Origin of the sequence: Haliea alexandrii (genome assembly GCF_003719295.1) — a bacterium.
In the GTDB taxonomy this organism is placed as follows: domain Bacteria; phylum Pseudomonadota; class Gammaproteobacteria; order Pseudomonadales; family Halieaceae; genus Haliea; species Haliea alexandrii.
Map to the genome: position 1 here is coordinate 213140 of NZ_RFLW01000003.1, position 15201 is coordinate 228340.

Annotated in this window: 11 protein-coding genes; 8 read left to right on the plus strand and 3 right to left on the minus strand. The window is 57.2% G+C overall.

The genetic code is table 11. The annotated features are described in order from the left end of the window. The first annotated feature begins 44 nt into the window (after positions 1–44). The gene (locus EGJ68_RS13385; protein ID WP_158283660.1) at positions 45–1562 is read left to right on the plus strand and encodes a L,D-transpeptidase family protein; all 1518 of its coding nucleotides are present in this window, start codon (positions 45–47) and stop codon (positions 1560–1562) included. On the opposite strand, the gene EGJ68_RS13390 is transcribed toward EGJ68_RS13385, so the two are convergent. Together EGJ68_RS13390 and EGJ68_RS13395 are read right to left on the minus strand one after the other, a co-directional pair. Continuing rightward, positions 1534–2310, minus strand: a complete 777-nt coding sequence (locus tag EGJ68_RS13390; protein WP_123035073.1) for an SDR family NAD(P)-dependent oxidoreductase — start codon at positions 2308–2310, stop codon at positions 1534–1536. The genes EGJ68_RS13385 and EGJ68_RS13390 overlap by 29 nt on opposite strands. Positions 2311–2314: 4 nt before the next feature. Beyond that, positions 2315–2962, minus strand: coding sequence for a TetR/AcrR family transcriptional regulator (locus EGJ68_RS13395; protein WP_123035074.1), 648 nt, complete (start codon positions 2960–2962; stop codon positions 2315–2317). 155 nt (positions 2963–3117) lie between these two features. Here EGJ68_RS13395 and EGJ68_RS13400 point away from each other — a divergent pair, with 155 nt between their 5' ends. Genes EGJ68_RS13400 through EGJ68_RS13410 form a run of 3 tightly spaced genes read left to right on the plus strand, consistent with a single transcriptional unit; the run spans position 3118 to position 6501 of the window. Then, positions 3118–4314, plus strand: a complete 1197-nt coding sequence (locus tag EGJ68_RS13400; RefSeq protein ID WP_123035075.1) for a DUF1214 domain-containing protein — start codon at positions 3118–3120, stop codon at positions 4312–4314. 53 nt (positions 4315–4367) lie between these two features. After that, positions 4368–5201: an SDR family NAD(P)-dependent oxidoreductase gene (locus EGJ68_RS13405; RefSeq protein ID WP_123035076.1), complete on the plus strand. Its 834-nt coding sequence runs from the start codon at positions 4368–4370 to the stop codon at positions 5199–5201. Between the two features lie 40 nt (positions 5202–5241). Beyond that, the gene (locus EGJ68_RS13410; RefSeq protein WP_233248815.1) at positions 5242–6501 is read left to right on the plus strand and encodes a sulfotransferase family protein; all 1260 of its coding nucleotides are present in this window, start codon (positions 5242–5244) and stop codon (positions 6499–6501) included. Positions 6502–6519: 18 nt separating this feature from the next. On the opposite strand, the gene EGJ68_RS13415 is transcribed toward EGJ68_RS13410, so the two are convergent. Beyond that, complete coding sequence (locus tag EGJ68_RS13415; protein ID WP_123035078.1) at positions 6520–7632, minus strand: DUF3089 domain-containing protein; 1113 nt, start codon at positions 7630–7632, stop codon at positions 6520–6522. Positions 7633–7961: 329 nt separating this feature from the next. Here EGJ68_RS13415 and EGJ68_RS13420 point away from each other — a divergent pair, with 329 nt between their 5' ends. The 4 genes from EGJ68_RS13420 to EGJ68_RS13435 all read left to right on the plus strand — a co-directional run bounded on the left by EGJ68_RS13420 (position 7962) and on the right by EGJ68_RS13435 (position 15194). Further along, a complete protein-coding gene (locus EGJ68_RS13420) occupies positions 7962–8978 on the plus strand; it encodes a GGDEF domain-containing protein (protein ID WP_123035079.1) in 1017 nt (338 codons plus the stop codon). Positions 8979–9246: 268 nt separating this feature from the next. After that, positions 9247–10581, plus strand: coding sequence for a sulfatase family protein (locus EGJ68_RS13425; RefSeq protein WP_123035080.1), 1335 nt, complete (start codon positions 9247–9249; stop codon positions 10579–10581). Then, positions 10578–12728 carry a beta-glucosidase family protein gene (locus EGJ68_RS13430; protein WP_123035081.1) on the plus strand — a complete coding sequence of 717 codons (2151 nt, stop codon included), beginning with the start codon at positions 10578–10580 and terminating at the stop codon, positions 12726–12728. Before EGJ68_RS13425 ends, EGJ68_RS13430 begins: the two co-directional genes overlap by 4 nt. 129 nt (positions 12729–12857) lie before the next feature. Continuing rightward, positions 12858–15194: a TonB-dependent receptor gene (locus tag EGJ68_RS13435; protein WP_123035082.1), complete on the plus strand. Its 2337-nt coding sequence runs from the start codon at positions 12858–12860 to the stop codon at positions 15192–15194. Positions 15195–15201 lie beyond the last annotated feature (7 nt).

Below are 15201 nucleotides of genomic sequence, written 5' to 3' on the forward strand. Positions count from 1 at the left end.
GCAGCGCACCATCTGCATTTGCACAGGACACTGAAGCCCTGCGCATGGAGGTCGAACGCCTGAGCGAAGCGAGCCGCGCCGGTGAGCCAGGCCCACTGCGACACATGACGGAAATTGGCACGCTCTACGGCACGCACCACTATCAATTCCTCTGGTTCGCCGACGGACCGCTCGCCGCCCTCCGCAACGATCTGGCGAAAGAAATTGCACGCTCCAGCGAGCATGGTCTCCCCCTCAATCGCTATCACTACGCGGATATCACCTCAGGCACGGTACCAGAGCCGATGCTGGAGCTGCTCCTTACCGATGCCTTCCTGTCACAGGTACAGGACCGCTATCGCGGTGCCGTCGAGGAAATGGATGACGAGTGGTACCTTGAACGAGAGTCCATTGATCCCGTTACCGTGCTACACGCCCTGCTTGAAAAAGGTGGCAACCTCGAGAGCATGCTGCACGCACTGTGGCCGCAAACCCCTGAATACTGGGCGCTGGTGGAAAAGCGGGCCACACTCGCAGCGGCAGAAGACACCAACAGCCAACCCGTAGAGCCGGGCCCTGCCCTCAAGCACGGCGCGACCGGGGCGCGCGTGGAGCAGCTACAGGCACGGCTATTGGGGCCAGGCGCACACTCCGGTAGGTTTGACGAGTCCTTGCAACAGTCGGTTGCCACTTTCCAGCGCGCGGCGGGGCTGGAGGCCGATGGCATCGTCGGCGCCGCCACGCTGCAAGTTCTTAATGCAACGCGTTTCTCCTGGATTGAGCGCCTGGATGCCAATCTCGAACGCTGGCGATGGCTTCCAAAACACACGCCATCCACGTACATCCGAGTAAATATCGCGGCATTTCAGATGCGCGTCATTGAGAACAATATCGAAGCACTGGCCATGGACATCATTGTTGGCCGGCCGTATCGCGAAACCCCCATCTTCACGGAGGAAATGCAGTATCTGGTGTTTTTTCCTTACTGGAATGTGCCTTACAGCATTGCCGTGAAAGACAAGCTGCCGCTGTTACGCCAGGATCCGGCACCACTGGCAGCCGCAGGATACCAGGCGCGACTGGCAGGCAGCGAAGCATTTGTCCCGGTGAGTGACGTCGACTGGCAAAACGTGCGACCCGGACAGTTCAGCTTACGCCAGCTCCCCGGCGACAAGAATGCACTGGGGAAAGTGAAATTCATGTTGCCCAATCAGCACAGTGTGTATTTACACGACACGCCAGACAAAGCCCTGTTTAAAAAGACGGAGCGCACATTCTCCTCCGGCTGCATCCGCTTAGCCGAGCCACGCAAGCTGATCGAATGGGTGCTGAAACACGACGAGAGCCGTTACCTACCCGAGATGGACCGGTTGTTCGAATCCGGCGAGACCGTCACCGCTTACCTGAAAGAACCCGTACCGGTGTACCTCGTTTACTTCACCGCATTCGCGGTAGGAAATGACGTGGTATTCCGCCGCGATGTGTATGCGAGAGACCAGCGCATTATCGATCAGCTGAAGGCGAGCGACCGCACACAGCGCAACACACAGGCGACTACTGCGGGCTTGCCAGCAACGCACTGACCGCGCCGTCTACCGGCAACACCACGCCGTTAATGTAACTGGCGAGGTCGGAGGCGAGAAAAACCGCCGCGTCGGCAATTTCGTCAGCCCTGCCCATGCGCCCCTGTGGCTGGGCGTCGTTGTAGCCCGCCACCCCACCGGGTTTGGTATCCAGCCAGCTGCGCATCCCCGGTGTATCCATCGCACCAGGCGAAATCGTATTTGCGCGAATACCCTGCTTACCGTACTCCGCCGCGACACTGCGCATAAGGCTGATTACACCCGCTTTCGCTGCGCCATACACGGCGAGGCCTGAAACCGCGCCCAAACCGGCCCCGGAGGTTGTGGAAACAATGGCTCCACAGCCCTGTGGGAGCATGACCCGCAGGGCCGCCATGGTTCCAAAGTAAACGGAGTCGAGGTTCAGCGCCATTAGGCGCCGGTATTCTGCAGTATCGATCTCAAGCATTGGCATGGGGAACGATCCGCCGCAGTTATTGAACATGACATCCAGCCGACCGTAGCGATCACAAGCCAGAGCGACCACGCCGTCGACCTGCACGGGATCGGTGACGTCTGCCACACACTCGATACCTATTCCCTGTGCGGCCTGAATTGTCTCGACCGTCGACCGCGCTGCGCTCGAATCAATATCGCAGACGACGACGGACGCGCCCAGTTCGCCAAACCGCAGCGCGCTTGCACGCCCGATACCGCTGCCCGCTCCCGTGACGATCACGCTCTTGCCTTTGTAGTCCAATGTTTGCATTGCCTTATCCCTCGGGGAGCTGATGGTTCAGGCGTTCAATCAGCCGATCAATCTCTGCCAGAAGAAACGCCTTGTTGTAATAAGAAGGGTTATAGAGCGCCAGCGAGGCGATACCGATAGTGGCCGTAAATACTTCATAACCGCGTTGCCTTGCGTCAAGCGTTGCGCTGACTTCGCCGGTCTGCATGGCGTACGCGATATCCGCCGCAAAATACTCAATCGCGCGTTCGAAACGCTGTGCCTGGCGTTCGCGCAACGTACCCTGCACCGCAGCCATACTCCAGAACACCAGGCGTACCTTCCACTCATTGCGAATGACGGGTGTCACGGGTAGCGTGGCGGCAATGCGCTGACGTAATGCGACCATACCACTGTGTCCACGAATTGCCCTGTCAACACGTTGCTCGTAGCGTCTGTTAATGCAATCCAGCGCGCCACTGATCAGTTCATCCTTGTTCTCGAAATAGTGCTCAACCACGCCCTTTGAATAACCACTACGATGTGCGATTTCTCGAATGGTTGCGGCTTCCATTCCACCTTCGGCAATGAGAGCGGCAGCGATAGAACTCAACTCATACCGTCTGGCGCCATGATCAACGTGCTTAGGCATGCTGCGCGTACTCGCGCGCCACAGCGTGATGGAGCTGTTCACTCATTTCCATTCACACCGGGCTCCTGAGCCTGTTTGGATACCATATGAAATCTTCTCCGGGCGAAATCTCGAGGCAATCCGCATTGATTTTTATAGGACACTTGTCCTACTATAAACGCAAAACCGAAGCGCAATCCAGTAGCAGGTAGCAATCAATGTTTGGAGATCACCCGAAAGATGCAGAACTGAAGGCAACGTGGGATGCCTTTTGCGACAAACTCAAGGAATCATCCGACCTGGTCTTCAGGGACACAACGCCTGCCAGTGAAATTGATCGCGCCAAGGGTTTGCGCCTTCTGGCGCGCAATATCTCCCTTGGCCTGCAGTTCAATCTGGACAACTGTGATGCAGACTTTCCGGAAATCATGCACTACTTCGACCCCATTCGTAAGCAGGGTGGTGACAATACCGACGCCTATTACTCGGGGGCGCCTATCAACGGCAAAAATACCTACCGCGTGACGGGTAAGCGAGGCACCGCCAGGTTCTTCGCCATCACTGTATTGGAAAATGGCAACACTCCTTGGGGCGGCGGTGTTACCGGCAATCTTATCGATAGTGATGTCCTCGTCGACAAAGAAGGTAACTTCGAAGTGACCGTGAGCCCGGAGCCCGACCCCGGTAACCGCGGCAACTGGATACAAACCACACCGAATGCCTGGCGCATCACCTTCCGCCAATTCTTCGCCGATTGGGAGAATGAGGAGCCGATGAAGGCACGCATCGATCGCATCAACGAACTGGAGCATGACCCCATGCTTTCAGCCGCGGATGTCGCCAGGGGCCTGGGCGGTGCCGCGGATTGGGTGCGCAGTTCTACCGCGTATTGGGCGGGAATGCTTGACAAATGGAAGACGCAACCGAATACGTTCCTGTCCTACGGGCAGCTGGAGGACAACAAGATCGATTTCACGCCGGGCGGCGCACCGCTGATTAGCTATTGGTTCCTGCCCAGAGATGAGGCAATCGTCGTACGCGTCCGCCCACCCGAGGCAGACTATTGGGCCGTAGAGTTTGGCAATTACTGGTGGGAGACCATGGACTACCGGAACCGGTTAAGTAACACGAACTGCCACTATGCCCATATGGAGGACGACGGTGAGTTGATACTGGTGATTGCGCACGAAGATACAGGGCACCCCAACTGGCTTGACCCTTCCGGTCACGAGGAAGGTTACGTCACCGTACGCTGGATTGGCGCTGATCACTACCCGGTACCAGCAGCAACGCAAATGAAACTGCAGGATCTGGACACCTATCTTCCCAAAGGGGGAAAACGCCTGACGAGGGCCGAGCGGAAAGAACAGATCGCCGAGCGTCGACGCGGTGTGCTGAACCGCTTTGGTTTCTGAACTTGCGCGCGCTGACGCACACGCACATCCGCAACTGAACAGGGAATGAAGACATGGATCTGGGACTCAAGGGTAAAACAGCAATCATTACCGGCGGCAGCGGCGGTATCGGCCAGGGCATGGTACTGGCGTTTGCGCGCTCGGGAATCAATGTCGTCAGTGCATCCCGCGACGTAAAGAGTGGTGAGAAACTGGCTGCAAAAGCACAAGAGCTCGGCTACGAGGGCCGGGTATTGGCGGTTGGCACCGACGTCACAGACCGCGCCTCGGTAGATGCCATGGTGAACCTTTGCCACGAGGTGTTCGGGCCGGTGGATATTCTGGTCAATAACGCCGGCGGTGCCTCGCGCCCCACCGAGTTCGTCAACCTCAGCGATGAGAGCAGAAGTTTCGAGATCAGGCTCAACATCGATGGCGTGGTGAACTGCACGCTGGCGGTCGCGGACGACATGTTGAGCCGCAAGTCAGGCTCCATCGTCAATATCTCGTCGAACTCCTCACTGCTCGGTGAAGCAGCCGCGCAATTAGTGCATTACGGCAGCGTAAAGGGCTTCGTCAACTCCTTCACCAAAACGCTGGCCTGGGAGTGGGCATCCAAGGGTGTTCGCGTGAACAATATCTGCCCGGGCTGGATCGTCCCGGAGACAGAAGATGACATTGGTGAAGGCAGTTTTTGGCGCAAGTTCGGTTTTGACATCATGGGCAAGCCCGACGAAATGCAGAAGGCGCTGAAGGATGGCACACTGTTCAACATGAGCGGCTTGCCGACACCGCGTCTGGGTCGGCCCGAAGACATCGCCAACTGCGCCATGTTCCTGTCCTCCGAATGCGCCGGCTACATCACGGGACAGATGCTCAGTGTAAGCGGCGGCGCATACATGCCCTGATCACCTCAATCAACAGAACGGATCAACGGAGAGTAAGATATTGGGCGAAGACGTGCACTGGACACCACCTGCAAGGCCGGCGTGGTTGCAGCAATTTAATGCCGAAGCCGCGGGCATGGATATTCAGCACCTGGTGCCGCTTGATGCCGACGAACTCGTCGCCACCGCACAGCGTGTCACCGGCTTTACTGACTTTGGCGGTAATGAATGGCGCGAGCCATTCGAGGTGCTCCTGCAGTCACTCAACACCGAGGCGGAGTTACACCCCTTTGGGCGCCTGATGACTCGCTCGGACATACTCATCTGGCTGCAAGCACTGCTGGGCATTCAGGCAGCGTTCAACGAACACCCTGAAATTGCTGACGAAGTCATAGATCGACCGGTGATTATCGCGGGGTCTCCGCGCTCTGGCACCTCCATCCTTTTCGAGCTCATGGCCCAAGACGCGCAGTTCGGCTCGCCCCGGCACTGGGAAATGATGTTCCCCTATCCCCCCCCCGAGGCGGCAACCTACGAGACTGACCCGAGGATAGAGCGCTGTCAGCACCTGGTGACTCAGTACAACCGCGTAACGCCAACCTATGCCACCATGCACGAAATGGACGCACGACTGCCCAATGAGTGCGTGATCGCGCAAGCCTGCAGCTTTGTCAGTGAATACATTCCCTTTCTCTTTCAGATCCCCAGCTATATCAATTACCTGTACGGCCAGGGGAACTGGGAATATTCCTATCGCACCTACAAGAGGCTGTTGCAACTGCTGCAGTGGCGCAATCCGCGCAAACACTGGTTACTCAAGGCTCCTTCGCATCTGAATTTCCTGCCCGTGCTGTTCCAGGTGTTTCCCGATGCGCATGTCATCCTCACGCATCGGGACCCGCTGAAGGCGCAGGCCTCGGTGACCAACCTGGCTGGCACGTTCTTCTGGATGCGCAGCGACAAACCGCTGGACGTGGTCGCCTTCGAAGGGCTCCTGAACCCCAGGGCCATGGCTGCGAACCTGGACCGGATCATCGACTGGCTGGAATCCGACACTATCCCAAAATCCCAGTGCCATAATTCACTGTACGCCACCCTGGTTGAGCAGCCCCTCAACGCACTTGCAGAGGTGTATGCTCAACTGGGGTTTGAATTGACCACGGAAACCGGCGATGCCATGCAGGATTACCTGCAAGCCAAGCCCAAGGCGAAATTTGGGCGGCACGAGTATAGCGTTGGCGATAGTGAGGACATTGCGCGCAAACGCCGCTATTTTGCACGCTACCAGCGCTATTTTAACGTCCCCGATGAGCCCATCTAGGCCACAGTGATAAAGCGCTTAGTGATGATCCGCCTGTATCTCGACCAGCCGCAGCAAGTCACCGATCGCAAAAGTATAGTCTGCCAGGTGCAGGGTGCTGGACCCCAAAACTGCCTGTATCAGCTGGGGCGTAAACGGGGTTGATCGCCCGGGTGCGGTGTCGACACCCAGAAATCCGTCGGCCTCGCAGGACATGCTGTATAGCCCTGGATAGCCAATCCAGTTCGTTTCCACACCTTCCGGGAACGGAATGCCCTCTTCGTCATTATAGATGGCATTTGCCGCAATACCCGGCTCGCCCGCCAGAACCGATGGATTCACACAAGGCCGGGGAGACGATGGCAGCGGCCGCTCTCCTCCTGCCGCAACGCTATCGAAGGCGACGATGCAGGCTGTGTCTGTGGCGTGGTTGCACAGGGGAAGGTTCTGGAACGTGCCGCCAACAAGTTCGCCTGCGGGCACGTCAAGCGCACCGGTCGGCCCCACCACGAGAGCGGAGATAAGCCGCGAGCGCAGCGCCGCATCGTTTTCGAATCGATTTTCCAGTAGGCGCAGCAGAACATGGGAGCCCTGCGAATGCCCCATGAGCACAAAGTTGCGCGCCGGGTTCTCCAGCAGGTACTGGTCAAACGCCTCCTCGATATCGGCATACCCCAACGCAAAATACTCACTGTCAAACGCCTTCTCTACACCATAGCTTCCAATGGTCATTTGCCGGTATTTCGGTGCATACACATTACAGAGTTCGGTGAAGCGTGCCGCCTGGTTGTAGAGCGGGCGCAGCATGAGCGTGTCATCGGAGAGATCCAGCGTATTGCCCGGTTCTTCCCTCAAGTCGACCGTAGGATACACGTAGAAGCAATCAAACGGGGTATCGACCACGGGTTCGTGTTGAAACACGGCCCTGTTGCCATCCTCGTAAACATACGTGATTGTCTGGTCGAGTTCCAGACAACGGTCTTGTGCAATACCCGGCTTGCAGAGCCACAGCGCCTCATCTGCATAGGGCCCCGGCTCGAAGACTGCGTCGTTGCCATCCGTGCACGCAGCGAGCAGCAGAAGTGCCGACACCGTTAACACGCGGTGATGGAATGAATACACGTGGGGCAATTGCTGCAAGCTGTCAGACATGGTGAGGCGCCCAGTATTTTTTCGGAGGGAAGACGGTCATTCGATGGCTCATCCACACCATGAATCATCAAGTGACCAACGGCGTATGCTAGCAGAATTACGTAAGAGGCGTGAACGAGTCGCGTGCAAAGCGTATGCCAGTAGCTGTGCCGCGTATGCTATCAGTTCGATAGAGCGTTTATCGCAGTCAGTTCTGGCCCTTACGCTGTGTCGTGCTACTTTAGAAGCAAGCATTACGCGCGATAGGTAGCCCGAATACCAGGTGGATTCAGCTGCGCAGCGTAAACCCCTCTCACTTGCGGTCTGACAACAGATCCGGGAGTAGTCAAATGGAATTGCTACAACGCGTGCTTGACGGCAGCCTGATGCCCCACGGCCATTGTCTGCTCTGGCGGTGGGATCTGCTGTTTCTTCACGTGGGGGGCGACACACTCACCACGCTTGCCTACTTCGCCATTCCGGCAATACTGATCAAATTGGTGAGAAAACGCGAGGATCTGGCCTTCGACCGCGTATTCCTCATGTTTGCCGCCTTCATTTTCCTCTGTGGCTTAACGCACCTGATCTCACTCATCAATATCTGGCATGGTTACTACTTTATTGAAGGTCTGGCCAAAATATCGACTGGCGTAGTATCGGCTCTCACCGCTATCGTCGCCTGGCGTTTGCTGCCCATTGCAATCACCATTCCCAGCCGCGCACGCCTCGTCGCGGCCAATGAAGAACTACGGGTAGCGCGAGAGGACATACTTGAGGCAAATATCAGACTGGAAGAAAAGGTAAAAGAACGTACCGCTCAGCTGGAAGCACTCGCGGTTGCTGACCCTTTGACCGGTACGTATCGCCGCAGCTACGCACTGGATACACTTCGGGAGGAGTTGAAACGCGCTCAGCGGTATGACATGCCCTTGACCGTGGCAATGATTGATATCGATGACTTCAAGACAGTCAATGATACCCACGGCCATTTGGCAGGTGACGATGTATTGCGCGGAGTGGGCGCACTGTTGAATGCTTTGAGTCGCGATTCCGACACCATTGGGCGCTTCGGTGGCGAAGAGTTCATCATCGTCATGCCTGAGTGTGATGAGACCCAGGGGCTTCTCGCCGTTGAACGTTTCATCACCACCCTTGGCGAACATGATTTTACGTTGGCGTCCGGGGAGGTACTGCACGTAACCTGCAGCGCAGGTACGGCGCAAGCTGATAGAGGCGTTACTGAAGCAGAGCTTGTGGGTCTCGCAGACAAGGCGCTGTATAAGGCAAAAAAAGATGGCAAGAATCGTGTAGCCAGCTCAGACGGCCGCCTATCAGGCGCGGCTGATTCTTCTGGACGCTCAGATTAATGCACGACGATATGATAGCCACCGTCGAGTTTTAAACCATTCAACCTCACACGTCTCTTTACCGCGCTACGTCAAAACAGCTGCATCAAAAACGTCCGGTATCGACAGGGCCGGAATGACCGCGCCAACATTGTCTCTACGCACGGGGTAGAGCTTTGCACTTGAATTTGTTATCCAATTGGATATATTGGTGTCCTGTCAATCACATAACACCGCCTGTGCCGCTCGCACAGCCGCGAAAACGACAGTAAGGAGCTCTCAGGCACTCATGCTACACATCTGTCGAAGACTCACAGCACTCTGTGTGCTGGGCATTGCAGCGCAGGTTGCGGCTAATGAGGCGCCGCCCAATATCATTGTTATTCTTGCGGACGATATGGGCGCTGCGGACTGGAGCCGAGGTGGCTCACAGTTCATTGCCACCCCCCAGTTGGACGCGCTGGCCAATGACGGCGTTATGCTGACGGACTTCCACGCCAGCGCCAGTGTCTGCACGCCTTCGAGGGCAGGCCTGTTAACCGGCCGATACCCGGCGCGGGTGGGGCTTGCCCAGGGGGTCATTCAACCCTGGTCCGAGTATGGTATTCCCAAGGCCGAGATCACCATTGCCGAAATCTTGCGTGACGCGGGGTACGCGACGGCGATGATCGGTAAATGGCACCTCGGTACCGTACCGGAAGCACACCCCCTCGAGCATGGCTTTGACCATTATCTGGGTGTGCCCTACTCGAACGATATGCAGCCCTTCCCGCTGCTCCGGGATAGGACCGTGATACAGGCCGACGCTGATCAAACACAGCTCACCCGGGTCTACACAGAAGCCGTCACCGATTTCATAGCCCGGCAGACCGCGCAAGAAAAACCGTTCTTTGTATATTTGGCCCACACGTTCCCGCATATACCACTTTTTGCGAGCGAATCGTTCAAGGGGCAGTCAAAGGCGGGACGTTACGGCGACACCATAGAGGAAATCGACTGGAGCCTGGGACAAATTCGCGCGGCTGTTGCCGCAGCTGGTGTCACCGACAACACGCTTATCGTATTCACCAGTGACAACGGCCCCTGGTTCCAGGGTGACAGTGGCCGCCGCGGACGCAAAGGCGACGGTTATGACGGCGCCTTTCGTGTCCCGTTCATCGCTGCACTACCCGGCACACTGCCGGCCAATGTCGTAAGTTCAGCCATGACTATGAACATTGATCTCCTTCCCACACTGGCCGCTTTGGCGGGTGCAGAACTGCCGGATAGCCGGACAATCGACGGGAAAAATATTGTCCCGGTGCTGCAGGGTGGCAACATCTCGCCACACCAGTCACTGGCGTTTTTCATCAACAACGAAATAGCGGCCATACGCACAGAACGCTGGCGCTACGTTGTACGCGGCTACTACATGTCGTTCCTCGTGCCCTTCGAGCAATTTGGTGCGGCTATGCTATTTGACCTCGACACACACGGACAGGAGCTTTATGACGTGGCCGAAGATCAGCCTGATACCGTTGCCATGATGCACAGGGAACTTGCCGCGCTGCGTAGGGAGCTCGAGGGGCTGCCACAACAGGTAACGCCCTACCCCAGGCCAGCTGAAAAGCAGGACGCACCGTGAGCTCCCAGCATCAATCACAGAACAATAGCCTTGCGGCACGGGTAGAGGCGCAGATCGAGGCCGCGCTCAGCGATGCCAGCCTCGAAGAAAAGGTCGCCATGATGAGCGGGCATGGTTTTTTTGCCGCCTTTGTTGAGGACGACCGGGTGTGGGGCGCAAGACCGTATCGCGCCGGTGGCGGCTGCGAGCGCCTGGAGCTGCCCTTTTTCGGTTTTTCTGACGGCCCACGCGGTGTCGCCCGGGGTGAATCAACCTGCTTCCCGGTAGCGATGGCCCGGGGTGCAAGCTTCGATACCGATCTGGAGTACCGCATCGGTGAAGCGATGTCGCTGGAGCTCAGAGCACAGGACTGTAATCTCTCCGGGGCGGTCTGTGTCAACCTCTTGCGTCATCCTGCCTGGGGCCGCGCACAGGAAACCTACGGAGAAGACAGCCATCACCTGGGCGAGATGGGTGCCGCGCTGGCGGCCGGCTTGCAGGTGCACAACGTCGCCGCGACCGTAAAGCATTTTGCGCTCAACTCCATTGAAAATTCGCGCTTCTATGTTGATGTGCGCGTCTCACAGCGCGTGCTGCACGAACTCTATCTGCCGCATTTCAAACGTATTATTGATGCCGGCTGCCAAACGGTCATGAGCGCCTACAACAAGCTCAATGGCGAATACTGCGGCCAAAACCGTGAGTTACTGACCGATATCCTGCGCAAGGATTGGGGCTTCAAGGGTGTCGTACACTCGGACTGGATCATGGGTGTCTACCAACCCTACGGTGCGGAGGCCGGGCTGGATATAGAGAATCCCGAGCCGGTGCATTTCGGACAAAAACTGGTTGACGCGGTCAACGATGGTCATATCTCGCCGCGGGTGATCGATCAGGCCTGCGCTCGCATCATGCGTGTGTTGTGGACAAACCAGCAAGCAGAAGACCCCCGGGATCACTATCCACTATCACTGGTGGCCTGTGAGGCGCACCGACAATTGGCGTTGGAGGCTGCACAAAAGTCGGCGGTGCTGTTGAAGAACACGCACACACTCCTGCCGCTACAAGCCATCCGTAAAATTGCCGTGTTGGGGCAACTCGCTGTAGTCAAAAATACGGGCGACAAGGGTTCCTCGCGCGTGCGCGCACCCTACGTTGTTACTCCGCTTGCAGGCTTGCAGGAGCGTTTTGGTGAATCCAACGTACACTTTGCGGGTAGCGAGTCCAACCTCGATACGGCGGTACACAACATCGGCGATGTCGATCTGGTGTTGATCGTTGCCGGCTATACGGCCGATGAAGAAGGTGAATATATTCCGGGTGACATCAACCTGGGGCAAGAGGCACCGAGTGCTGATGAACTGGATGCGCGAGCAGAGGCAGCCGGCGATGCCGATACCCAGGAAGATACAAAGCCCCAGCATACACAGAGTGCGCGAGGTGGAGACCGCATTGATCTCGGTCTTCCCGCCGCGCAAATCGCACTGATCAAAGCTTGCACCGCTCGACACAACAATGTGCTCGTGGTGATACAGGCAGGTTCCGCAGTACTGGTCGACGATTGGATAGATGACGCAGCAGGACTCTTGCACGTATTTTACGCCGGTATGGAGGGTGGCAAGGCACTTGCGCAGATCATTGCGGGTGATGTAAACCCCTCCGGTCACCTGCCGTTTACCGTCGCCCGAAAGGCCGAGGATTACCCGTTCTTTGATCGAGAGGCCGCAGTGATGGAATATGACCTCTGGCACGGCTACGGCAAATTTCAAGCGCAGAACCTGCAGCCACGCTTCCCCTTCGGCTTTGGTTTGTCTTACACGCAGTTCGAGTATCGAGCGCTCAAGGCGCGGACGGACTCACGCGGCGATATTACGGTGCAGGTGTCGGTTCGCAATACGGGGCAGGTGGCCGGGGCATCGGTTGTGCAGGTCTACATAAGCCCACCCAACGCTGTTGTCAAACGCTGGCCGCGCCTACTCAAAGCCTTCCAGCGTGTGGAGCTCGCAGCCAACGAGCAACAGACCGTGCACCTGAGTATCCGCCGCGAATCGCTCGACTACTGGGACGAAAAGCCTGGCAGCTGGCGCTTCGAGGCAGGTCGCTACGCTATCGAAGTTGGTCAATCGAGTGACCCGGATACCTTGATCAGCTGTGAGCTTGAGCTTTGACGTACCGTAGCGACAACGAAAACACGCCCTTTTTTTCGGGCAATACTATCCATACGGATATCGATCGCTGGACAAGCGCCAGCATACCCAGTGCTGTAAATCACAGCCTAAACCAGTGAGGTCAAAATAATGCATATACTCAGGCCACCCCTGTCCTTTACTCCGGCGCTACTCGTCGTTGCGGTCCAGGCCGTACTTGGGCCCATGGCGTTCGCACAAACCGGTACATCTTCTGGCGTACTCGAAGTGGTTACCGTGACCGCGCAGCGTGTAGAGCAGGACTTGCAAGACGTGCCCATTTCAATCACCGCTGTGAGCGGCGATGACATGCAGATTCGGCAGATCGACAGTTTTGATCAGCTGCAGTACGTATTGCCCGGCATCACCTTTAACGCGGGGCTTAATGCCAGGCAATCGGCGACATCCATTCGTGGCATCGGCACCGGGCTGTTTAACATCGGCATCGAAGCCAGCACCGCCGTGGCCATTGACGGTGTCATTCTGGGGCGTGAAGGTGCGGGCATTTTCGACTTTGCGGACATAGAACGCGTGGAGGTTTTGCGCGGCCCGCAGGGAACACTGTTCGGTAAAAACGCATCGGCAGGCGTCATTTCCTTGGTGACCAAGGGACCCACGGATGAGTTTGAAGGCACCGTGCGCGCTTCCTACGGTTCCTTCGATGAGATCAACCTGTACGCTGCTGTGTCGGGACCACTCTCCGACAGCGTCTCCGGCCGCATCTCTACCTACTCGAACAAACGCGATGGTTACGTCGATAACGTGTTCGTTGATGCGCCGCAAAGCGAATTGAACGAGCGCGATGAAATGGGCGTGCGCGGTAAACTGCGTTTTGACTGGGGCGATGCGGGCGAGCTGTTACTCAGCGCTGACTTTCAGCGCCGCGACGAGGCATCGGGCGCGCTCACCTACCGCGCCACCTCGCAGGGTGGCCCCGGCACCGGCCTGTTGGGCGTTGGCGTACCCGTTTCGGGCCCTGTCAGTGAGTCTCTGGGCATCGTACCCGGGCCCAACAATCTGGATATCGGTTCTGAAGGGGTTTTCAGCAGCGAAATGGAATCCTGGGGGGCGAGCGCCGAGTACACTCGCGCCTTGGGCGAGTTCGACCTGGTATCGCTCACTGCCTATCGCGAGTGGGATTCCGATGACAGCAACGACGCTGACCTTATTCCCCAACCATTTCTAGAAATCAACTCCGGGTCACTCCAGCAAGAGCAGTTCAGCCAGGAGTTTCGGCTTGTTTCACCCAGGAATAGCCCGCTGACCTACACGCTCGGTGCGTATTTCTTCTCCCAGGAGATGTCCCAGACAAACACGCAATTTGGCACCGCTGGCCTGGATCTCCTGGGCGCCCTGCCCGCGGGTTTACGCTTGGGCACCGACTTTGCATCGTCCTTCGACGAGACCAACATGGCGATCTTCGGCCAGGGTGAATACGCGCTGACTGACAAGCTCTCACTGATCGCCGGGACAAGGGTCCTCTATTCAGAGGTAGAAGGTGATCAGCTGAAGACCGTTACCCCGGGTGCCGTGGGACCTTTTGCCGGTCAGAACGTGTCTGCAGGCCTTGAGTCTGCAAGTGAAGACGACACGGCCGTGGTGTGGCGACTCGGGCTTCAGTATCTTGTGGACAACGAGACCAACCTCTTTGCAACACTCACCCGAGGCTACAAATCTGCGGGGATTGTACAGGGGCTGACGATCAACCCCATCGCAGGTAATCAGCTGCCGACAGTCGATGCAGAGATTCCCGCACAGTTTGAATTGGGACTGCGACACCGCTCACCCGATGGCCGCCTCACAACCAACGTTACCGCGTTCTACACGCAAATTGACGACTTCCAGGCCCAGACACTGATTCCGGATGAATCGGGTCTGTCGGTATTTACCGTTGCCAACGCGGGCGAGGCGGAAAGCTATGGCTTCGAAGCTGAACTGACCTGGGTGCCATTCAATGCACTCACCTTGTCGTCAGCCGTTGCCTATACCAAGGCGGAGTTTGATGATTTCCCGCTGGCGCCCTGCTACACCTTGCAGACGGCGGCAGAGGGTTGCGTCACAGTCGACGGACGTTCAGTACAGGACCTGGCAGGACAGCCACTGGCCAACGCACCTGAATGGGTGGTGAACGCCCTGGCGCGGTACGACTTCACGGTGGCATCGCACGCGAGCTTTATACAGCTGGGTGCGCAGTATCGGGACGAAGTACAGTCAAGTATCACCAACGACCCCAACACGATTATTGATGATCGTATTCTGGTGGATGCACAACTGGGCACGAGTCTGATGGAGGGTGACTTGTCCCTGAGTCTTTTCGTCAGAAACCTATTGGAGGAGGAATTCCCGGAGGCGATTACCGGCATGCCCTTTGATACCGGCGGCTATGCACAGTTTCGCACATTGGAGTCTGAACGCACCGTAGGGGCGACCGTGCAGTATAGCTTCTAGAAAGAGG

Coding starts and splice junctions, on each gene's coding strand:
- EGJ68_RS13420 (WP_123035079.1), top strand. CDS start 7,962: ATGGAATTGCTACAACGCGTGCTTGACGGCAGCCTGATGCCCCACGGC.
- EGJ68_RS13425 (WP_123035080.1), top strand. CDS start 9,247: ATGCTACACATCTGTCGAAGACTCACAGCACTCTGTGTGCTGGGCATT.
- EGJ68_RS13400 (WP_123035075.1), top strand. CDS start 3,118: ATGTTTGGAGATCACCCGAAAGATGCAGAACTGAAGGCAACGTGGGAT.
- EGJ68_RS13390 (WP_123035073.1), bottom strand. CDS start 2,310: ATGCAAACATTGGACTACAAAGGCAAGAGCGTGATCGTCACGGGAGCG.
- EGJ68_RS13385 (WP_158283660.1), top strand. CDS start 45: ATGGAGGTCGAACGCCTGAGCGAAGCGAGCCGCGCCGGTGAGCCAGGC.
- EGJ68_RS13405 (WP_123035076.1), top strand. CDS start 4,368: ATGGATCTGGGACTCAAGGGTAAAACAGCAATCATTACCGGCGGCAGC.
- EGJ68_RS13415 (WP_123035078.1), bottom strand. CDS start 7,632: ATGTCTGACAGCTTGCAGCAATTGCCCCACGTGTATTCATTCCATCAC.
- EGJ68_RS13435 (WP_123035082.1), top strand. CDS start 12,858: ATGCATATACTCAGGCCACCCCTGTCCTTTACTCCGGCGCTACTCGTC.